Consider the following 21,020-nt stretch of genomic DNA (forward strand, 5'->3'; position numbering starts at 1 on the left):
ATTGGAGGTCTCGCCAAATGAGAATCGACAAGCTCACCACCAAGTTCCAGGAAGCACTCGCGGACGCCCAAAGCCTCGCGGCAGGCCGCGACAATCAATACATCGAACCCGTTCACGTGCTGGCGGCGCTGGTCGCGCAGCAGGACGGCTCCGCCCGCTCGCTGATGTCGCGCGCGGGCGTTCACGTGCAGGCGCTGCAAGGCGCGCTGAACGAAGCGATTTCGCGCCTGCCGCAGGTCACGGGCACGGGCGGCGACATCCAGATCGGCCGCGAGTTGGCCGGGCTGCTGAACCAGGCCGACAAGGAAGCGCAGAAGCTCAACGACACGTTCATCGCGAGCGAGATGTTCCTGCTCGCCGTGTCCGACGACAAGGGCGACGCCGGCAAGCTCGCTCGTCAGCATGGCCTCACGCGCAAGGCGCTCGAAGCCGCGATCGCCGCGGTGCGCGGCGGCTCGCAGGTGCACAGCCAGGACGCGGAAAGCCAGCGCGAGGCGCTGAAGAAATACACGGTCGACCTGACCGAGCGCGCCCGCGCCGGCAAGCTCGATCCGGTGATCGGCCGTGACGACGAAATCCGCCGTTCGATCCAGATCCTGCAGCGCCGGACCAAGAACAACCCGGTGCTGATCGGCGAGCCGGGCGTCGGCAAGACCGCGATCGTCGAAGGGCTCGCGCAGCGTATCGTCAACGGTGAAGTGCCCGAGACGCTGAAGGGCAAGCGCGTGCTGTCGCTCGACATGGCCGCGCTGCTCGCCGGCGCGAAGTATCGCGGCGAGTTCGAGGAGCGCTTGAAGGCCGTGCTCAACGACATCGCCAAGGACGAAGGCCAGACGATCGTGTTCATCGACGAGATCCATACGATGGTCGGTGCCGGCAAGGCCGAAGGCGCGATGGACGCGGGCAACATGCTGAAGCCGGCGCTGTCGCGCGGCGAGCTGCACTGCATCGGCGCGACCACGCTCGACGAATATCGCAAGTACATCGAGAAGGACGCCGCGCTCGAGCGCCGCTTCCAGAAGGTGCTCGTCGACGAGCCGAGCGTCGAGGCGACGATCGCGATCCTGCGCGGGCTGCAGGAGAAGTACGAACTGCACCACGGCGTCGACATCACCGACCCGGCGATCGTCGCCGCGGCCGAGCTGTCGCACCGCTACATCACCGATCGTTTCCTGCCGGACAAGGCGATCGACCTGATCGACGAGGCTGCGTCGAAGATCAAGATGGAAATCGATTCGAAGCCCGAAGAGATGGACAAGCTCGATCGCCGTCTGATCCAGCTGAAGATCGAGCGCGAGGCCGTGAAGAAGGAGCAGGACGAGGCGTCGCAGAAGCGTCTGCAACTGATCGAGGAAGAGATCGATCGTCTCGGCCGCGAATATGCGGACCTGGAAGAGATCTGGACCGCCGAGAAGGCCGCGGTGCAGGGCAGCGCGCAGCTCAAGGAAGAGATCGAGAAGGTGCGGGCCGACATCACGCGTCTGCAGCGTGAAGGCAAGCTGGAGAAGGTCGCCGAGCTGCAGTACGGCAAGCTGCCGCAACTCGAGTCGCAACTGAAGCAGGTCACGCAGGCCGAAGAGCAGGAGCAGCACAACCCGACGCGTCCGCGTCTGCTGCGCACGCAGGTCGGCGCGGAAGAAATCGCGGAAGTCGTGTCGCGCGCAACCGGGATTCCAGTGTCGCGGATGATGCAGGGCGAACGCGAGAAGCTGCTGCACATCGAGGAAAAGCTGCACGAACGCGTGGTCGGCCAGCACGAGGCGATCGGCGCGGTCGCGGATGCGATCCGTCGTTCGCGCGCCGGTCTCGCCGATCCGAACCGCCCGTACGGCTCGTTCCTGTTCCTCGGCCCGACGGGTGTCGGCAAGACCGAGCTGTGCAAGGCGCTGGCGGCGTTCCTGTTCGATTCGGAAGAGCATCTGATCCGCATCGACATGAGCGAGTTCATGGAGAAGCACAGCGTCGCGCGGCTGATCGGCGCGCCGCCGGGCTATGTCGGCTACGAGGAAGGCGGCTACCTGACGGAAGCCGTGCGCCGCAAGCCGTACAGCGTGATCCTGCTCGACGAGATCGAGAAGGCGCACCCGGACGTGTTCAACGTGCTGCTGCAGGTGCTCGACGACGGCCGCATGACCGACGGGCAGGGGCGTACGGTCGACTTCAAGAACACGGTGATCGTGATGACGTCGAACCTCGGCTCGCAGGTGATCCAGGCAATGACGGGAGCACCGCAGGAAGAGATCAAGGACGCCGTGTGGCTCGAAGTGAAGCAGCACTTCCGCCCCGAGTTCCTGAACCGGATCGACGATGTCGTCGTGTTCCACGCGCTCGATCGCAGCAACATCGAATCGATCGCGAAGATCCAGCTCGCGCGCCTGCACGACCGGCTCGCGAAGCTCGACATGGCGCTCGACGTGTCGCCGGCGGCGCTCGAACAGATCGGGAAGGTCGGCTACGATCCGCTGTTCGGCGCGCGGCCGCTGAAGCGCGCGATCCAGCAGGAGATCGAGAACCCGGTCGCGAAGCTGATCCTCGCGGGCCGCTTCGGTCCGAAGGACGTGATCCCGGTCGACGTCAGCGACGGCAAGTTCGTGTTCGACCGCGTCGTGCACTGATCGCCGGTGATCGGCCGCACGCCCGGTTCGCGCCGGGCGCACAAAAACAAACACCCCGCTCAGGCGGGGTGTTTGCATATGGGGCGGCCGAAACCGCCGTCGAGGCCGTCAGCTGGCGCGGTGCGGGCTCAGGCCTGCTTGCCGCCGAACATGCCGGCGAGCTGCGTGAGCGTGCCGAGCACGTTCGACGTATCGACCTGGCCGCCGGCCGGCACTTCGCCGTTCGGCGTCGCGCCGTTGACGACGTGCGGCAGCACCTGCGCGAGGATCGACGATGCCTGGGACGGATCGATGCCGACCTTGCTCGCCAGCGAGCCGACGACGTCGGAACCGAGCACGTTCTGCAGCGTGTCGGCCGAGATCGGCTGGTTTTCGCCGTTGCCGACCCACGAGCCGATGATGTCGCCGGCGCCGCCGGCCTTGAACTTCTCGATCAGGCCGTTCAGGCCGCCCGGCTGGTTGTTGATGAATTCGAGTGCGGTCGTGATGAGCGCGCTTTGCGAGTTGCCGCCGGCCTGGCCGCCGATCAGACCGCCAACGATGTCGAGGAGACCCATGGTTCTTCACCTTCACTGAAAAGGGCGCCGCAACGACGGCGCCCGTTGATCGAATGCCGCGCGCACGCGATCGCACGCGCGGCGCACATCAGGCGCCCGACGCCGCGGCGGCGGAGGCTGCCTTGTCCTTCTTGCTCTTCTTCTTCGAACCCTTCGTCGCCTTGGTCGACGACGCTGCGGCCGGCGCGCTCGCTCCCGCGTCGGCGGATGCCGCCGCGGCCGCGGCCGCCTTTTCCTTCTTCGACGCACGCTTGCTCTTGGCCGGCTTCGACGCCGCTTCCGGCGCGCTGGCGGCCGGGGTCGGCGCCGGCGCCGGCGCTGCGGTCGTCGGCGCCGTGCCTGCCGACGTCGTGGCCGACGGGGTTGCGGACGTCGTCGCGGCCGGCTTCGACAGCTTCACGCCCTTCGGCGGCGTCGACGAGCCGCCGATCGTCAGGCCGTTTTCCTCGAGATGCCCGACCGACTTCGTGCCGAGACCCTTCACGCGGTTCGCGAGATCGTCTGCGTCCTTGAACGGGCCGTTCTTGGTGCGTTCGTCGATGATCGCCTTCGACTTCACGGGCCCGAGGCCCTTCACCGATTCGAGCGCGGCCTGGTCGGCCGTGTTGACTTCGACGGCCGCGGCGAGACCGGCGGCAAGCGACAGCGATAGCGCGACGAACAGCATCAGCAGCTTTTTCAGCATGGCAAAGGCTCCCTGGTTCTGACGGATGAATGGCTGTTGCAACGGACGGCGGGGCGAGGCTTCGCCGGGCGTCGCCGTTAAGCATAGGACAAATGCGTGCCCTTTTTGAGACAGGCTGACCGAATCTTGCTGAAGGCTTGCGTCGCTGTAAAGACAGAAAGCCGCGCCGTGCGGTGGTTTTGACCATTCTTTACGGTGTCAGCGGCGGTGATTTCAGATCGTTGTACTTGGCTGATCGATAACGCTTGACTTAGAGTGAACTCTAACTCCTAACCTTGATCCTGCCATGTCGAAAACCGTATCCAGACCTTCCGCCGCCGGTCCGCTGACGATCGGGCAAGTCGCCGAACTGACCGGCGTGTCGACGCATACGCTGCGGTATTACGAGCAGGCCGGCCTGCTGCGTGCGATTTCGCGCACGGCGGCCGGGCATCGGCTCTATGCGCCGGCCGACCTTGACTGGCTTGCCTTCGTGATGCGCCTGAAGGCGACCGGCATGCCGATCGCGCAGATGCAGCAGTTCGCGGCGCTGCGTGCGCAAGGCGAGTCGACGTTCGGTGCACGGCGGCGCTTGCTGGCCGAGCATCGCGACGCGGTGCGCGCGCATATCGCGGAACTGCAGGCGAGCCTTGATGCGATCGGCGAGAAGATCGCGTACTACGAGGCACAGGAATGCGAGACGGAACGACGGGCGAATCCTACTCATTCACACTCGGAACAGGACGGACACCATGGAACAACGCGTTGACGATCGCTATGCGCGGGGCTGGGACAAGCTGAAGGAAATCGACGGTGAAGCGGGCGAGCGCGTGATCGCCTCGCTTGCGTCGATCGCGCCGGATTTCGGCCGGATGGTGATCGAATTTCCGTTCGGCGACGTCTACAGCCGGCCGCAGCTCGACCTGAAGTCGCGCGAAATCGCGACGATCGCGGCGCTGGCCGCGCTCGGCAACGCGCAGCCGCAGTTGAAGGTGCATATCGAGGCCGCGTTGAACGTCGGCTGCACGCGCGACGAGATCGTCGAGGTGTTCATTCAGATGGCCGTCTACGCGGGGTTTCCTGCTGCGCTCAACGCGTTGTTCGCGGCGCACGAGGTGTTCACGCGGCGCGATGAAGCGGCTGGCCGGGACGGCGGCACGGCCGAAGCGGTCGTGCACGCCGCGTGATGCGACGCGTGCCGGTGCATCAGAGGCGGTGCGGCGCGACGATCCGGTGTTTCGCGATCCGCCGGTAGAGCGTCGCGCGCGAGATGCCGAGCGCCTGCGCGGCCGCGTCCGGCCGCCAGCGATGCGCGGTGAGCGCCGCGACGATGCGGCCGCGTTCGTCGTCCGGCAGCGCGCCGGCCGGACCGGCGCCGAGCTGCGCGGCGAGATCGGCCGGCAGGTCGCGCCGCGTCACGCGTGCGGCGTCGCATACCGCGCACGCATAGCGCAGCACGTTGCGCAGCTGCCGCACGTTGCCGGGCCACGGGTACGAGGCGAGTTGCTCGGCGAGCGACGCGTCGAGCGTGAGCACGTGGCCGGTCGCCTGCGCTTCCTCGGCGAATACCGCGGCGATCACGTCGCGCACGTCCGCGCGCTCGCGCAGCGGCGGCAGTTCGAACGTCGCGCCGCTCAGCCGGTAATACAGATCCTCGCGGAACGTGCCGTCGGCCACCATGCGCGCGAGATCGCGGTGCGTCGCGCAGATCACGTCGAGATCGACGCGCACCGGCGTATCGCTGCCGAGCGGCACGACCTCGCCGTCGGCGAGCACGCGCAGCAGGCGGGTCTGCAGCGTGAGCGGCATGTCGCCGATTTCGTCGAGGAATAGCGTGCCGCCGTCCGCGAGCGCGATCTTGCCGCGCGCGCCGTGCTTGCGCGCACCGGTGAACGCGCCGGCCGCATAGCCGAACAGCTCGCTTTCGATCAGCGCCTCGGGCAGCGCGCCGCAGTTGACCGCGACGAACGGCCGTGCGCGTCGCGCACCGGCATCGTGGATCGCGCGGGCGAATACTTCTTTTCCTGCACCGGTTTCGCCCAGCACGAGAATCGGCAGCCGCTTGCTCGCGACACGCAGCGCGAGTTCGGCCTGTTGAGCGACGCGCGCGTCGCTGCTGTGCAGGAACGGCGTCAGCGCGCCGACGTGGCGCTGCGCGGTGCCGGGGCGGCGCGACGCCGTGCCGGTTTCGCGGCCGGTGCGCCGGAGCGGCGCGCGCAGCCGCGCATAGAGCGGAGCGCCGGTCGCGCGCAGCCGCAGCGCGACGATCGCGTCGAGCCGCGCGGCGTCGCGCAGCGGCATTTCGGTCGCATCGAAGATCTCGTCGATATGGCGCGGTTCGCGCAGCGCCGGCAGCGCGTCGCGCGCCTGCCGATTCGCGGCGACGATGTTGCCGCATTCGTCGAACGCGATCAGCCATTCGGGCTGCGCCTCGACATAGTGACGATTCGGATGCCCGAACAATATCCAGTGCTGCGCGGTGCTGTGCACGAAATAGCCGTCCTCGATCAGCGCCGCGCTCTGCCGCACGAGCTGGTACACGAGACGCTGGCTGTCGCGGCCGTCGGGCGACTGGACGGCCGACGCGTCGAGCACGCCGATCAGTTCGCCGCCCGGCGCGAAGATCGGGGCCGCGCTGCAGGTGAGCGTGGTGAACGCCGCGCGGAAGTGGTCGGTCTTGTGCACGGTGATCGGCGCGAGATCGGTCAGCACGCTCGCGACCCCGCAGGTGCCTTCCTCGCTTTCCGACCAGCACGAGCCGATGTGCAGCCCCGCATGACGGAAGTCGTTGCGGCGTTCGCGGTCGATCCGGTAGTCGATCGTCACGCCGTGCGCGTCGGTCAGCATCACGCAGTAATCGGCGACGCGAATCATGTCGTGCAGGCGCGTCAGGCACTGGCCCGATGCGCGCAGGAAGGCTTCCTCCTTGTCGCGGACCTCGCGCAGCTCGGCCGCGGTCAGCACGCGCGGGCCGATCGACGACGCGGGGTCGAGCGCGTAGCGCTCGAGCGAGCGCTGCCACGACGACACGAGACGCGCGGAATCGGCCGGCGCGGGCAGGCGTCCGGCGAGCGCGCCGAGCACACGGTCGGCGTGCTGGGCCTGGGGGACGGCATAGGGCATGGTCGGCTCCGGTTCCGTACGGCGGGGAATTCGATGTTCTTGTAGCACATCCGTCTGCGCGGATCACATTGCATCGCAGCACGCGCGCGGCGTGAGACGTTCGTCTCAACGGTATCTCAGCCGGTCTCGCGCGGTTGAGACGCGCGGGCGTGCCACGTGCGACGGCGGCCCGGAGCATGGCGTTGCGCGCCGCGCCGCGATGCGCGTGGCTTGCCGGGCAGAACGCAACCCGGATGACGTTGCTGAAACCGGCGCACCGGGAGATCGACCGCGTGAGACGCACGCACGTTTTCGCGGGGCGTCGGGCCGTCGCGGCCGCAAATGGCGATGGCCCGCATAGCCGCCGCGCCAGTCTGCAAGCGGGTTCCGCGGTTGTTTCACGCACGGTGGCACGCCGCTTGCAGATGTCACGGGCAAGCTCGGCGCGGTCGCGTCGGCGACGACGATCCGCTGCCCTCGATGACGGCGGACGACACATGCAGGGCCGGCGCGAGCGCCGGTCCACTGGATGGAGACAAGCCCGTGACGACGCCCGTGACCGTCGGCGTGATCGCGAACCCCGCATCGGGGCGCGACATTCGCCGCCTGACGACGCATGCATCCGTGTTCCCGACGGCGGAAAAGGCCAACATGGTCGTGCGCCTGCTCGCCGGCCTCGGCGCGATGGGCGTCGAGCGCGTGCTGACCTTGCGCGACAAGACGGGCATCGCGACGTTGCTGATGCGTGCGCTCGACACGCATCGCGCGGTCGCGCCGCGCGAGCGCTGGCCGGACGTCGAATTCGTCGATCTGCCGATCTCCGATACCGTCGCCGACACGCACGCCGGCGCCGCATACATGCACCGGATGGAAGTCGCGCTGATCGTCGTGCTCGGCGGCGACGGCACCCATCGCGCGGTCGCCGCGCATTGCGGCGCGACACCGCTCGTCGCGCTGTCCACCGGCACCAACAACGCGTTTCCCGAACATCGCGAGGCGACCGTCGCGGGCGTCGCGGCAGGACTCGCCGCGACCGGCGCCGTGCCGGCCGAGGTCGCGTTCGCGCGCAACAAGCGGCTCGTCGTGCGCTGCGCGGCGGGCGCGAACGCGGGGCGCGAGGAGATCGCGCTCGTCGACGTGTGCGCGGCCCGCCAGCGCTTCATCGGCGCGCGCGCGATCTCGGGGCCCGACGACATCGACACGCTCTATCTGACTTTCGCGGAGCCGGACGGCATCGGCCTGTCCGCGCTCGGCGGCGCGTGGGCGCCACTCGAGCGCGGCGCGCCGCACGGGCTCGCGATGCGTTTCGCGGTCGACGGCAAGACCGACGGCACGCCGCTCGTCGCGCCGATCGCACCCGGGCGCGTCGATCGCGTCGTGATGCGCAGTTGCGAGCGGCTCGAGCCGGGTGCGTGGCAGACGATCCCGTTCGAGCACGGCACGCTCGCGTTCGATGGCGAGCGCGAGATCGAGGTCGCGCGCGGCGACCGCTACGAGATCGCGCTCGACTGGCGCGGACCGTTGACGGTCGATGTCGGCCGCACGCTGCGTTACGCGTCGTCACGGCAGTTGTTGCGCGATGCCGGCGCGTGGCGCGACTGACGATGGCTTCACGTTTCACCGACGGCCGGGCCGTCGTGCAATCCGTCGCCGGGGCGTTGCCGCGGCGGCATTCGCAGTCAGACCTACCCAGGAGACACACATGACCGTTTCGACACAGCTCAGCAGGGACACGCTGCTGGACGCCTACCGGCTGATGCGCACGATCCGCGAATTCGAGGAACGCCTGCACGTTGAGTTCGCGACCGGCGAAATCCCCGGCTTCGTTCACCTGTACGCGGGCGAGGAGGCCTCCGCGGTCGGCACGATGCTGCATCTCGGACTTGAAGACTATGTCGCCACCACGCACCGCGGGCACGGCCACTGCATCGCGAAAGGCGTCGACGTGCACGGGATGATGGCCGAGATCTACGGCAAGAAGACGGGCGTCTGCCACGGCAAGGGCGGCTCGATGCACATCGCTGACCTGTCGATGGGGATGCTCGGCGCGAACGGGATCGTCGGTGCGGGCGGCCCGCTCGTGTGCGGCGCGGCGCTTGCGGCCAAACACAAGAAGACGGGCGGCGTCGGCGTGTGCTTCTTCGGCGACGGCGCGTCGAACCAGGGCGTGATCTTCGAATCGATGAACCTCGCGTCGGTGTGGCGGCTGCCGGCGATCTTCGTGGCCGAAAACAACGGTTATGCGGAAGCGACGTCGTCGAGCTGGTCGGTCGCGACCGACAACATCGCCGATCGCGCGAACGGCTTCGGGATGCCGGGCGTGATCGTCGACGGTTTCGATTTCTTCGCGGTGCACGAGGCGCTCGGCGAAGCCGTCGCGCGCGCACGCAGCGGTGGCGGCCCGACGCTCGTCGAAGTGAAGTTCACGCGCTATTTCGGTCACTTCGAAGGCGATGCGCAGACCTATCGCGCGCCGGGCGAAGTGCAGAAGCTGCGCGACGAGAAGGACTGCCTGAAGCATTTCGAAGCGCGCGTCGTGCGTGCCGAGGCGCTGACGACCGACGAGCTGCGCGCGGTCGATGCGCAGGTGAAGGCGCTGATCGACGACGCGGTCGCGCAGGCGAAGGCCGCGCCGCTGCCCGACGCGGCCGACCTGCTGACCGACGTGTACGTGTCGTACCCGTGAGCGCGATGTGACACAGCGGCCGCCGGCCCGAAGCCGGCACGGCGAACCCAATATTCCAGGAGACGGACATGGCAAGGAAGATCACTTATTCGCAGGCGATCAACGAGGCGCTCGCGCAGGAAATGGCGCGCGACGACAGCGTGATCGTGATGGGCGAGGACAACGCGGGCGGCGCGGGCGCGCCGGGCGAGGACGACGCATGGGGCGGCGTGCTCGGCGTGACGAAGGGGCTGTTCCACAAGTTTCCGGGCCGCGTGCTCGATACGCCGCTCTCGGAAGGCGGCTACATCGGCGCGGCGGTCGGCGCGGCCGCGTGCGGGATGCGGCCCGTCGCGGAGCTGATGTTCATCGATTTCATGGGCGTGTGCTTCGACCAGATCTTCAACCAGGCCGCGAAATTCCGCTACATGTTCGGCGGCAAGGCCGTGACGCCGGTCGTGATCCGGGCGATGTACGGCGCCGGCCTGCGCGCGGCCGCGCAGCATTCGCAGATGCTCACGTCGCTGTTTACGCACATTCCGGGGCTGAAGGTCGTGTGCCCGTCGACGCCTTACGACGCGAAGGGGCTGCTGATCCAGTCGATCCGCGACAACGATCCCGTGATCTTCCTCGAACACAAGCTGCTTTACACCCGCGAAGGCGATGTGCCTGAGGAATCCTATGCGATTCCGTTCGGCGAGGCGAACGTCGTGCGCGACGGCGACGACGCGACGATCGTCACATACGGACGCATGGTGCATCTCGCGACCGACGCGGCCGCGAAGCTCGCGAAGGACGGCATCCAGGTCGACGTGATCGACCTGCGCACGACGTCGCCGCTCGACGAGGAAACGATCCTCGAAAGCGCGGAGCGCACCGGGCGCGTGGTGGTGGTCGATGAAGCGAACCCGCGCTGCTCGATCGCGACCGACATCGCCGCGCTCGTCGCACGGCGCGCGTTCCGATCGCTCAAGGCACCGATCGAGCTCGTGACCGCACCGCACACGCCCGCGCCGTTCGCCGGCGTGCTGGAAGACCTTTACATCCCGTCCGCCGACGCGATCGCGCAGGCGGTACTCAAGACGAGGAGCTGACACGATGTCGATTCACATGATCACGATGCCCAAGTGGGGGCTGTCGATGGAGCAGGGGCAGGTCAACGGCTGGCTGAAGGCGATCGGCGAACGCGTGACGAAGGGCGACGAAGTGCTCGACGTCGAGACCGACAAGATCTCGTCGGGTGTCGAATGCGCGTTCGACGGCACGCTGCGCCGTCAGGTCGCGCAGGAAGGCGAGACGCTGCCGGTCGGTGCGCTGCTCGGCGTGGTGGCTGCAGCCGAGGCAAGCGATGCCGACATCGACGCGGCGATCGCCGAATTCCAGCGCGACTTCGTGCCGACCGCGGCCGCCGACGACGCGGCCGGCCCGCAACCCGAGAAGGCGCAGATCGGTGGACGCACGGTCCGGTTCCTGAAGCTCGGCGACGGTTCGGGCACGCCAGCGGTGCTGATCCACGGCTTCGGCGGCGACCTGAACAACTGGCTGTTCAACCACGCGGAGCTCGCCGCGCATCGGCCCGTATGGGCGCTCGACCTGCCCGGGCACGGCGAGTCGGGCAAGGCGGTCGACACCGGCAGTCTCGACGAACTGGCCGACGCGGTGCTCGCGCTGCTCGATGCGCAGCACATCGAGCGTGCGCACCTGATCGGGCATTCGATGGGCGGCGCGGTCGCGATGGCGGCGGCGGAGCGCGCGCCGCAACGCGTTGCCTCGCTGACGCTGATCGCGAGCGCCGGGCTCGGCGTCGATATCAACCGCGGCTACATCGACGGCTTCGTCGCCGGCAACAGCCGCAATACGCTGAAGCCGCACCTCGGTGCGTTGTTCGCCGACAACGCGCTCGTCACGCGGCAACTGGTCGAGGATCTCGTCAAGTACAAGCGGCTCGAAGGCGTGCAGGCCGCGCTGGAGAAGATTGCGAACGCCGCGTTCGACGGCGCGTCCCAGCGGCGCGTGTTCCGCGACCGCGTCGGGGCGCTCGCGCCGCGCACGCTCGTGATCTGGGGCGAGCGCGACCAGGTGATTCCGGCGCAGCATGCGCAGGGCTTGCCGGACGGCGTGCGGGCCGAGGTGATCGCCGGCAGCGGTCACATGGTGCAGATGGAGGCGGCTGCCGACGTGAACCGCCTGATCGTCGCGTTTCTCGGAGACTGACGATGGCCGCCGCGCTCGAACGACCCAGCCTCACCGCGCTCGGCCAGCCGGGCGCGAGGAGCCGCGACAAGCTCGCGCGCATCCCGGTGCGCGTCGAACCCGCGGCCGGCGCGGCGCTGCCGAAGCCGCCGTGGCTGCGGGCGCGGCCGATGATGAGCGGGGCGGTCGCCGACATGGCGGCCGTGCTGCGCGATCACCGGCTGCATTCCGTCTGCGAAGAGGCGATGTGCCCGAACATCGGCGAATGCTTCGCGCAGCGCACCGCGACGTTCATGATCATGGGCGGGCTGTGCACGCGGCGCTGCCCGTTCTGCGACGTCGCGCACGGCCGCCCCGAGCCGCTGGATCCCGACGAGCCCGCGCGGCTCGCCGACGCGGTCGCGGCGCTCGGGCTGCGCTACGTCGTGATCACGTCGGTCGATCGCGACGACTTGCGCGACGGCGGCGCCGCGCATTTTTCGGCCTGCATCGAGGCGGTGCGCGCGAGCGTGCCGGGCATCGGCGTCGAGGTGCTGACGCCCGACTTCCGTGGCCGCGTCGCGCGGGCGCTCGATGCGTTGTCGTCGGCGTGGCCGGACGTGTTCAATCACAACATCGAAACGGTGCCGTCGCTGTATCGGGCGGCGCGGCCGGGCGCCGATTATCGCGGTTCGCTCGACCTGCTCGCGCAGGCGAAGGCCGCACGGCCGACGCTCGTGACGAAATCGGGCTTGATGCTCGGGCTCGGCGAGCGCGACGACGAGGTGCGGGACACACTGCGCGACCTGCGCGCGCACGAGGTCGACGTGCTGACGCTCGGCCAGTATCTCGCGCCGTCCGCGCATCATCTGCCGGTGCGCCGCTACGTGAGCCCCGATGCGTTCGCCGCGTGGCGCGACGAGGGGTTGGCGCTCGGTTTCAGGGAAGTCGTCGCAGGCCCGCTCGTGCGGTCCTCGTACCACGCGGCCGACGTGCTGGAGGACGCGTAGGCCGCGCGCCGTGCGTCATGCGCTGTATGCGCTGACGGCCGGTTGCGCGCGGCTGACGTGGCGCAGGTAGAGCGCGAGGCCTGCGCTCGCGAGCATCAGGCTGATCGTGTTCGCGAACCAGAAGCCGCGCGCGCCGGTCAGCCAGGCCGGTGCGATGCCGCCGACGTCGAAGCCGAGCACGTAGCCGCCGCCGAGCCCGACGCCCCACAGCGCGACCGCATAGATCACGGTCGGCACGACCGCGACCTTGTACGCGCGCAGCACGAAGGCGGACGTGATCTGCAGCGCGTCGAAGAAGTGGTAGCAGGTGACGATCGCGACCAGCGGCAGCGCGGCGGCGGCCACGGCCGGGTTCGGTGTGTAGCCGCCGACAATCAGCGGACGCAGCGTGAACACGAGCACGCCGTACGCGGCCGCGATTCCGCACGCGAGCATCACGCTGTGCCGGCCGAGCAGGCGCGCCTCGTCGGGGCGGCCGGCGCCGAGTGCGCGCGCCACCAGCGTCGACGCCGCGACGCCGATCGACAGCGGCGTCATGTACAGCACCGCGCCGATGTTGCCGGCGATCTGGTGGCCGGCGAGCGTCGTCGTGCCGAATTGCGCGATGAAGAGCGCCATGCACGTGTACGACGTGACCTCGATCAGGTACGACAGGCCCATCGGCACGCCGAGCTTCAGGATCGCCTTCTGGCGTGCCCAGACGGGCCAGCAAAAGCGCGAGAAGATCGAAAGCGGCGAGAACACGTCGAGCTTCGCGAGCAGCGTGAAGCCGATCAGCGCGAGCGCCCAGTTGATCAGCGTGCTGGCGAGCCCGCAGCCGGGGCCGCCGAGGGCCGGCACGCCGAGGCCGCCGAAGATGAACCACACGTTGAGCGGAAACTTGAGCAGCAGCGCGCCGACCTGCAGGATCATCGCGAGGCGCGGCTTGCCGGCTGCGTTGGTCAGCGCGTTGTAGATCCGGAACACGAGGCTCGCCGGCAGGCCGTACGACAGGATCCGCAGGTAATCGACCGTGCGGTCGTGCAGCGCGGGCGGCGCGTGGGCGATGTGCAGCAGTGGTTCGGGAAAATGCAGCAGCAGGAAGCCCGGCACCGCGAGCATCAGCGCGAGCCACAGCGCCTGGCGGACTTCCTCGCCGATTTCCGCGTAGCGCCGCGCACCGTACAGTTGCCCGGTGATCGGCTGCAGCGCGGACAGGATGCCCGTCATCCCGATGTAGACCGACACGTAGATCGACGAACCGAGCCCGAGTGCGGCCAGGTCGATGGCCGAATAGCGGCCGACCATTGCCGTGTCGATCACGCCGAACGCGATGATCGCGAGCTGGCCGACGAGCACCGGCCATGCGAGACCGACGATCCGGCGGATGTCGGCGAACATCGTCAATCGACCGTCCGGTGGCGCGCGCCGCGGCGCTTGACAGGCGCGGTCGGTCGCTCGATGCGCTCGTACAGGCGGAAGCGTTCGTCGCGGTCGGCGACGCGGCGGCCTTCCCACACGAGACGCCACACGTATTGCGACATCGCGCTCGGCTCGCCGAAGTCCGCGCGATCCTGGCGCAGGATCACGTCGCAGTCGCCCGAGAACTCGAAGTGCATGTCGCCGAAGTATGCGAAGGTCGCGATCTGCGCATCGCCGAGCCGCACGGGCGAGATGCATTCATAGTCTTTCGGCAGATGCGACGCGATCTGCTGCGCGACGTCGCTGTAGGTCCGGCCGTAGTTGACGATCGGCAGCCACAGCGTCATCAGCAGCACCCACATCAGCGTGGTGCCCGCGCCCGACAGCACGACGCTGCGCCACAGCACCTTCGGCTGGCGCGAGATGCGCCAGCGCGCCAGCAGGCACCAGCACACGGTGACGATCACCGCGCAGATGAACGACAGGATCTTGAAGTGCGGTTCGTAGCCCGGCACGAGGCGCGCGAGGTTGCGCGCGAGCGGGTGCGGGAAGCCGGTGAGCGAAGCGAGCCATACGAGCCACACGAAGGTGCCGAGAATCGTGAAGCTCAGCACCGCGAACCAGTCGAATGCGTTGATCGCGCCGCGCTTGAGCGTCGGCAGCGCGAAGGTGGCGAGCACCGCGAGCGGCGGCAGCAGCAGCATGTACATGCGGTTCGACTGCTGGCTCTGCAGGATCACGAGCGCGACGAGCGGCACCACGACCGACAGCGGAATCGCGATATGCGCGCGGCGACGCATGCCGGCCCAGCTCCACCAGGCCCAGATCGCGAGCGGCCACGCGGGCCACGTGAACAGCGGCAGGTTCTTCGCCGCGTAGGCGAGCACCGCGGTCGGCGGGCCCGAGAAGCGCATCAGGCTGCCATGGATCCACTGGTTGAAGAACCACGCGGCGTCGTCGGGTGCCGCGTGGAACGCAGCGAGCGGCCATAGCGCGAAGATCGCAGCCGCGAGCGGCAGGCCGATCAGCGGCAGGCGCAGGTTACGCATTTCCGGCGTGACGAGCCACAGCGCGGCGGTGCCGGCGAGCAGCGCGACGACGAGCACCGGGTTGCCGGACAGTGCGACGAGGCCGATCGCGATGCCCCACCACAGCGCACCCTGCATCGGCTTGTCGATGCCGCGCACGATGCCGTACACGAACATCGCGATCCACGCGAACTGCGCGAGCTGCGGCGTCGTTTCGTGGCCGCGCTCCGCGAGTCCGAAGCACGCGACGAGGACCAGCAGCGCGCCGTCGGCGAGCGTGCGGCCGTAGTCGCGCGGCTCCGGCTCGCCGCCGAATGCGTACTTGAACGGCTGGACCTCGGCGCGCCGGCCGAGCAGGTAGGCGGCGTACCAGACGAACGCGCACGCGACGCAGAACAGCACGCCCGTGTCGACGCGCGACGCGTTGCTCGCGTCGACCCACGGCGCCAGCGCGCGGATCGACAGCGCGCCGAGCCAGTAGCCGAGCGGCCCGTCGGTCGTGATGAACTTGCCGACGAGATTCGGCAGCAGCCAGTCGTGCCAGCCGCCGGTGGCCATCGTCCACATCACGCCGAAACCCGCCGCGTCCTCGTTCTTCCACGGGTCGCGGCCGAACAGGCCGAACGCCGCGTAGACGAGGCAGAGCGTGAGCAGCAGCCAGCGCGGCAGCGCGCGCGTGGCGGAGGCGGTGAGACGAACGACTGGCTTCATGCAGATGAGCGATTTGTTATGGGCGGGCGGCCGGCGCGGTCATGCGCCCGCCGACGGCGCCGGATTCGAGCATCCGGCATTGTAGACGCGCCGGCCGTTGCGCGTCGGACGATTGCCCCGGCACCGGCCTGCGTGCGGTGTTTTCCCGGCGAGCGGAGACAAAAAAGGGCAGCCTGGGCTGCCCTTTCGTGCGGTACCGGTGCGTTGCAACCACCGGATCGGTGCGAAGCTTACTTCGCGACCTTGCCGCTGGCGCGTGCGCCGAACTTGTTCTTGAACTTCTCGACACGGCCTGCCGTGTCCATGATCTTTTGCTGACCCGTGTAGAACGAGTGCGATTCCGACGACACTTCGATCTTGGCGAGCGGGTAGGTCTTGCCTTCGTGTTCGATGGTTTCACGCGTCTGGATCGTCGAGCGCGTGATGAACTTGAAGCCGTTCGACATGTCTTGGAAGACGACTTCGCGGTAGTCCGGGTGAATGCCAGGTTTCATGATGTTCCTTGGTGAGAGCGGTAGCCAACCCGCCGCTTGCCGTGCCGGACCGCACGCATTTGCGCGATTCAGCCGACGTCAAGCCCGGCGCGAGCCACTTGCCTAAGGTCGAAAAACGGCGATTATGCCAGAAAATCAGACGGTTGACGAATAATTTTCACCGCGCGTCGAGGGCGCCCGTCCGGGCCGGATCCTGCCGATAGTAGCGGGCGAGCAGCCGGTAGAGTTCCGGAAATTCGGACTCGAACGCGCGCGGTCGCACGAACAGCGCCTCGCTGCACACCGCGAAGAACTCCGACGGGTGATCGGCCGCATAGGGATCGATCAGCGAGTCGCGCTCGAAGCGCGCCCACGCGCGATCCGGCACCGCATCGACGCGCGCGCAGAACTGGTCGTAGGCATGCTCGAACACGTCGGCCCACGCCTGCGCGTCGAGGTGCGGCGCGTGCCAGCGGCGAAAAAGGGGCGGATAGCCGTCGGCTTCTCCGTTGACCATGTCGATCTTGTGCGCGAACTCGTGGATCACGACGTTGTACGCGTCGCGGCCGTCCGTCATCTGCGCGTCTTCCCACGACAGGATCACCGGGCCGCCTTCCCACGCTTCGCCGCTCGCATCCTGCTCGACTTCATGGACGACACCGTCCTCGTCCTGCACGGTCTTGCGGATGACGAATTCGCCCGGATACACGACGACGCCGACCCAGCCGTCGTACAGCGACAGATCGAGGTTCAGCACGGGCAGGCACGCCTGCGCGGCGATCGCGACGATCATCTCGTCGGTCAGCTCGAGTCCATGCGCGGTCGAGAACGATTTCTTCGCGATGAACAGGCTCGTCAGCTCGCGCAGCCGGCCCAGGTCGCCGGGCGACAGCGCGTCGAGGAACGGCAGGCGTGCGACAGTGTCCTGCCACAGCGCATCGGGAATCGGATGGCTGCGCAGCGCGCGGTCGCGGCGGCGGTCGTCGAACCAGCGGGTCAGTTTCGAGAGCATGGAGGCAGCGCGGGAGAATCCAAAGCCTGTCTTTTAACTCAATCGATCTCTTTTTGCCATGCCGCGAAGAGGCCGCCAACGAGCGCGACGCCCGCGAGGAAATAGAAACCGTCGAGCGACGCGAGAAACGACGCCTGTTGCGCGACCATCCGGGCGATCGATGCGATCGCGAGGGCGTGCGCCTCGTTCAGTGCATGGCCGGCGGCCGCATAGCTGTGCGTGAGAGCGTCGACCGTTTGCTGGAACAGCGGATCGAACACGTTCGCGCGCTCCACGAGCCGCGTCTGATGTACCGCCAGCCGGTGCTGCTCGACGATGATCACCGACGACGTCGCGAACGAGATCGTCAGTTGCCGCACGATGTTCTTCAGCCGGTAGCCATGCGTGTATTCGTCGATCGCGAAGATGCGGAACGTCAGGTTCGCGACCGGCAGCACGATGAACAGCAGCAACAGCCCGCGCAGCAGCAACGGGACGATCAGCGCGGCCTCGCCGACCTGGGGCGTCATTCGCGTCATCCACAGCGCGGCGACGATCGCGATCGCGAACCCCGGCACGACGAACCATTTCTTGTGCGTGACGCGCTTCGCATGGCGCAGGTAGGCGAACAGCGCGGTGGCCGAGATCAGCGACATCGTGCCGACCAGGCGCCCGGCGTTCTCGACCGGATAGCCGAGCCCGCCTTCGAGCAGGCGGGAGGTCAGGTAGCTGAAGCCCGTCGACTCGTAGTAATAGAACATGTACAGCAGCAGCCCGACCTGGAACGTGCGCTCGCGAAACGCATGCAGTCGCACGAGCGGCGTCGGATGGTTCCACTGGTGATACGCGAACCACGCGAGCGCGCCGAGGCCCGCGATCGTCAGCAGGATCAGCATCGGCGAGCCGCTGTAGAGCTGGTAGTGCACCTGCTGCAGCACGATCTGCAGCGCGCCTTGCGCGAGCGCGAACACGACGTACGGCCAGAAATGCCCGGAGCCGCGTTCGTCGTCGGGCGTCCTGCCCGAATCGGGCAGCGTGAGGAGCGCGAGAATCGCGAACGCGATGCCCGCGGGCGCGGTGCACGCGAACAGCGCGCGCCACGTAGAATGCGCGACGAGCAGGCCGCCGACGATCGGTGCAAGCGCGCTGCCGAGCAGGATCATGATCAGGAACGCGCGCGTGGCGGGCGGCCGCTCCTGCGGCTTGAAGCTGATCTGGATCAGGATCCGGCATGCACCCATCATCGGGCCGATGAAGTAGCCCTGGAAGCCGCGCGCGAACGCGAGCTCGAGCGACGTGTCGGCAAGCGCGGCCGCGATCGCGCCGACCGAGAACATCAGCATGCAGCCGGCGACGTAGCGGCGATGTCCGAGCCGGTCGACCCACCATTGCTGCTGCAGGATGCCGAGCACGGCCGTGACCGCATACGCGCTCGACGACCACACGAGTTCGTCGGGCGACGCGTTGATGCCGCCCGCGATGTAGCTCGCGAAGAACGAGAAGGCTGCGTTGTCGAAGTAGTCGATGCCAGTGACGAGCGCGAGCGCCCACGGGAACAGGTCCGCGCGCAGGTTCGCGCGGCTCCACAGTGGCGGGCGACCTGGCGCGACGTTCATTCCCGGTCCTTGCGCGCGCGCCGCGTGCCGGCTTCGGCTTGCCGCTGCGCGATCAGCGTGTCGGGGTTTTCGCCGGCGAGGCGCCGTTCGATGTAGTCGATGTCGTGCTGCAGTTCCTTGCGCAGCGCGACGGCTTCCTTCAACTCGCGCTGGACGGCCGCGATCCGCCGATCGAGCGTGTCGATTTGCCCGGCGAGCCCCGAGCGGATGTCGCGCAACGACGCGTCCGAATAACGGCGCCGGCCGTCGCCCGTTTCTTCCAGTGGGCGCTTGAGCATCTCGGTGATGCCGTGTAGCGAAAAGCCGAGCGCGCGCAGCCGCAGGATGCGGGCGAAGCGTTCGAGATCGGCTTCGTCGTAAAGGCGATAGCGGCCGCCGCTGCGTGACGGCGTGACGAGCCCGCGCTCTTCGTAATACTTCAGTGTGCGCGGTGTGACACCGAGCCGCGACGCGGCGTCGCTCACGGTCAGCAGCGAGGGGGAAGTGTCGTTCGGCATCGGGATGACGGGGCCTGGGTCGGGGCAATGGCGCGATTATAGATCAACCTGTACGTTCACGTTCATGTTGGCATGAAAAAACGGCCGCCGGGCGAAACGCGCGGGCGGCCGTTCGTTGCGGGGCGGGGGCGATCAGCCGCCGCGGCGCATCAGGTCGAAGAACTCGGAGTTGCTCTTCGTCTGGCGGATCTTGTCGAGCAGGAATTCCATCGCCTCGACTTCGTCCATGTCGTGGATGAACTTGCGCAGCACCCAGATCTTTTGAAGGATCTCGGGTTTGATCAGCATTTCTTCGCGGCGCGTGCCCGACTTGTTCAGGTTGATCGACGGATAGACGCGCTTTTCCGCGAGACGACGCTCGAGGTGCACTTCCATGTTGCCGGTGCCCTTGAATTCTTCGTAGATCACGTCGTCCATGCGGCTGCCGGTTTCGATCAGCGCGGTGCCGATGATCGTCAGCGAGCCGCCTTCCTCGATGTTGCGCGCCGCACCGAAGAAGCGCTTCGGGCGCTGCAGCGCGTTCGCGTCGACACCGCCCGTCAGCACCTTGCCCGACGCCGGGATCACGGTGTTGTATGCGCGTGCGAGACGCGTGATCGAGTCGAGCAGGATCACGACGTCGTGCTTCATTTCGACGAGGCGCTTGGCCTTCTCGATCACCATTTCGGCGACCTGCACGTGACGCGTGGCCGGTTCGTCGAACGTCGAGGCGATCACTTCGCCGGCGACGGAGCGCTGCATTTCGGTCACTTCTTCGGGGCGCTCGTCGATCAGCAGCACGAACAGGATGACGTCCGGATGGTTCTGCTTGATCGCGTGTGCGATGTGCTGGAGCATCACGGTCTTGCCCGACTTCGGCGACGCGACGAGCAGGCCGCGCTGGCCCTTGCCGATCGGCGCGATCATGTCGATGATACGGCCCGTGACGTTCTCTTCGCCGCGCATTTCGCGTTCGAGCGACAGCGGCTTGTTCGGGTGCAGCGGCGTGAGGTTCTCGAACATGATCTTGTGTTTCGAGGCCTCGGGCGGCTGCCCGTTGACTTTGTCGACCTTCACCAGCGCGAAGTAGCGCTCGCCGTCCTTCGGCGTGCGGACTTCACCTTCGATGGTGTCGCCGGTGTGCAGGTTGAAGCGGCGGATCTGCGACGGGCTGATATAGATGTCGTCGGTGCTCGCGAGGTACGACATTTCCGGCGAGCGCAGGAAGCCGAAACCGTCCGGCAGCACTTCGAGCGTGCCGTCGCCGAAGATCGTCTCTCCCGTCTTGGCGCGCTTTTTGAGAATGGCGAACATCAGCTCCTGCTTGCGCAGGCGGTTCGCGTTTTCGATCTCCAGGCCATTGGCCATTTCGATCAGTTCGGACACGTGCAGAGACTTGAGCTCGGATAAATGCATACGGAGAACCCGCCAGGGAGGAGAAGCGACGAAAAGGAATAAGGGAGGAGGGCGAGCGGAAGCGCTCTGAGACTTAATGCGTCTTGTAGACGTTTTTTAATTCTAGCATACGCCGATTCGCGC

Annotated in this window: 18 protein-coding genes; 8 read left to right on the plus strand and 10 right to left on the minus strand. The window is 67.6% G+C overall.

Annotated elements, in window-relative coordinates:
- Positions 1–17 precede the first annotated feature (17 nt).
- Positions 18–2,615, plus strand: coding sequence for an ATP-dependent chaperone ClpB (gene clpB / locus HWX22_RS21440; protein WP_059817567.1), 2,598 nt, complete (start codon positions 18–20; stop codon positions 2,613–2,615).
- A gap of 128 nt (positions 2,616–2,743) precedes the next feature.
- Here the strand turns inward: clpB and HWX22_RS21445 are convergent, their stop codons facing one another.
- Complete coding sequence (locus tag HWX22_RS21445; protein ID WP_059529856.1) at positions 2,744–3,172, minus strand: YidB family protein; 429 nt, start codon at positions 3,170–3,172, stop codon at positions 2,744–2,746.
- Between the two features lie 88 nt (positions 3,173–3,260).
- Positions 3,261–3,857, minus strand: coding sequence for a helix-hairpin-helix domain-containing protein (locus HWX22_RS21450; RefSeq protein ID WP_175916352.1), 597 nt, complete (start codon positions 3,855–3,857; stop codon positions 3,261–3,263).
- A gap of 286 nt (positions 3,858–4,143) precedes the next feature.
- Here HWX22_RS21450 and HWX22_RS21455 point away from each other — a divergent pair, with 286 nt between their 5' ends.
- Both HWX22_RS21455 and HWX22_RS21460 read left to right on the plus strand, forming a co-directional pair.
- Positions 4,144–4,605, plus strand: a complete 462-nt coding sequence (locus tag HWX22_RS21455) for a MerR family transcriptional regulator (RefSeq protein ID WP_175916353.1) — start codon at positions 4,144–4,146, stop codon at positions 4,603–4,605.
- Positions 4,589–5,023: a carboxymuconolactone decarboxylase family protein gene (locus tag HWX22_RS21460; protein WP_175916354.1), complete on the plus strand. Its 435-nt coding sequence runs from the start codon at positions 4,589–4,591 to the stop codon at positions 5,021–5,023. Before HWX22_RS21455 ends, HWX22_RS21460 begins: the two co-directional genes overlap by 17 nt.
- A gap of 19 nt (positions 5,024–5,042) precedes the next feature.
- On the opposite strand, the gene HWX22_RS21465 is transcribed toward HWX22_RS21460, so the two are convergent.
- Positions 5,043–6,959, minus strand: coding sequence for a sigma-54-dependent Fis family transcriptional regulator (locus tag HWX22_RS21465; RefSeq protein ID WP_175916355.1), 1,917 nt, complete (start codon positions 6,957–6,959; stop codon positions 5,043–5,045).
- Between the two features lie 522 nt (positions 6,960–7,481).
- Here HWX22_RS21465 and HWX22_RS21470 point away from each other — a divergent pair.
- The 5 genes from HWX22_RS21470 (at position 7,482) to lipA (ending at position 12,785) form a co-directional block, all read left to right on the plus strand.
- Positions 7,482–8,540, plus strand: a complete 1,059-nt coding sequence (locus tag HWX22_RS21470) for an NAD(+)/NADH kinase (RefSeq protein ID WP_175916356.1) — start codon at positions 7,482–7,484, stop codon at positions 8,538–8,540.
- A 100-nt stretch (positions 8,541–8,640) separates the two neighbouring features.
- The gene (locus HWX22_RS21475; RefSeq protein WP_175908926.1) at positions 8,641–9,624 is read left to right on the plus strand and encodes a thiamine pyrophosphate-dependent dehydrogenase E1 component subunit alpha; all 984 of its coding nucleotides are present in this window, start codon (positions 8,641–8,643) and stop codon (positions 9,622–9,624) included.
- Between the two features lie 68 nt (positions 9,625–9,692).
- Complete coding sequence (locus HWX22_RS21480) at positions 9,693–10,697, plus strand: alpha-ketoacid dehydrogenase subunit beta (protein WP_059529875.1); 1,005 nt, start codon at positions 9,693–9,695, stop codon at positions 10,695–10,697.
- Between the two features lie 4 nt (positions 10,698–10,701).
- Positions 10,702–11,817 carry an acetoin dehydrogenase dihydrolipoyllysine-residue acetyltransferase subunit gene (locus HWX22_RS21485; RefSeq protein WP_059817557.1) on the plus strand — a complete coding sequence of 372 codons (1,116 nt, stop codon included), beginning with the start codon at positions 10,702–10,704 and terminating at the stop codon, positions 11,815–11,817.
- A 2-nt stretch (positions 11,818–11,819) separates the two neighbouring features.
- The gene (gene lipA / locus HWX22_RS21490) at positions 11,820–12,785 is read left to right on the plus strand and encodes a lipoyl synthase (protein ID WP_175916357.1); all 966 of its coding nucleotides are present in this window, start codon (positions 11,820–11,822) and stop codon (positions 12,783–12,785) included.
- Positions 12,786–12,800: 15 nt separating this feature from the next.
- Here the strand turns inward: lipA and HWX22_RS21495 are convergent, their stop codons facing one another.
- The 7 genes from HWX22_RS21495 to rho all read right to left on the minus strand — a co-directional run bounded on the left by HWX22_RS21495 (position 12,801) and on the right by rho (position 20,897).
- Positions 12,801–14,165 carry an MATE family efflux transporter gene (locus tag HWX22_RS21495; protein ID WP_175916358.1) on the minus strand — a complete coding sequence of 455 codons (1,365 nt, stop codon included), beginning with the start codon at positions 14,163–14,165 and terminating at the stop codon, positions 12,801–12,803.
- A 2-nt stretch (positions 14,166–14,167) separates the two neighbouring features.
- On the minus strand, positions 14,168–15,925 hold the full coding sequence (locus HWX22_RS21500; protein ID WP_059693257.1) for a hypothetical protein: 1,758 nt from the start codon (positions 15,923–15,925) through the stop codon (positions 14,168–14,170).
- 230 nt (positions 15,926–16,155) lie between these two features.
- Positions 16,156–16,419 (minus strand): type B 50S ribosomal protein L31, encoded by a 264-nt coding sequence (locus HWX22_RS21505; protein ID WP_040144297.1) that lies wholly within the window; start codon positions 16,417–16,419, stop codon positions 16,156–16,158.
- A 157-nt stretch (positions 16,420–16,576) separates the two neighbouring features.
- On the minus strand, positions 16,577–17,410 hold the full coding sequence (locus HWX22_RS21510) for a M90 family metallopeptidase (RefSeq protein WP_059529890.1): 834 nt from the start codon (positions 17,408–17,410) through the stop codon (positions 16,577–16,579).
- A 38-nt stretch (positions 17,411–17,448) separates the two neighbouring features.
- Entirely contained in the window at positions 17,449–19,005 is a 1,557-nt protein-coding gene (locus HWX22_RS21515) for an MFS transporter (RefSeq protein WP_175916359.1), read from the minus strand.
- A complete protein-coding gene (locus HWX22_RS21520; RefSeq protein WP_059693252.1) occupies positions 19,002–19,502 on the minus strand; it encodes a MerR family transcriptional regulator in 501 nt (166 codons plus the stop codon). Before HWX22_RS21520 ends, HWX22_RS21515 begins: the two co-directional genes overlap by 4 nt.
- 132 nt (positions 19,503–19,634) lie before the next feature.
- On the minus strand, positions 19,635–20,897 hold the full coding sequence (gene rho / locus HWX22_RS21525; RefSeq protein WP_006478662.1) for a transcription termination factor Rho: 1,263 nt from the start codon (positions 20,895–20,897) through the stop codon (positions 19,635–19,637).
- Positions 20,898–21,020: the final 123 nt, after the last annotated feature.

Source organism: Burkholderia sp. BCC1638 (assembly GCF_902833195.1).
Lineage (GTDB): Bacteria > Pseudomonadota > Gammaproteobacteria > Burkholderiales > Burkholderiaceae > Burkholderia > Burkholderia diffusa.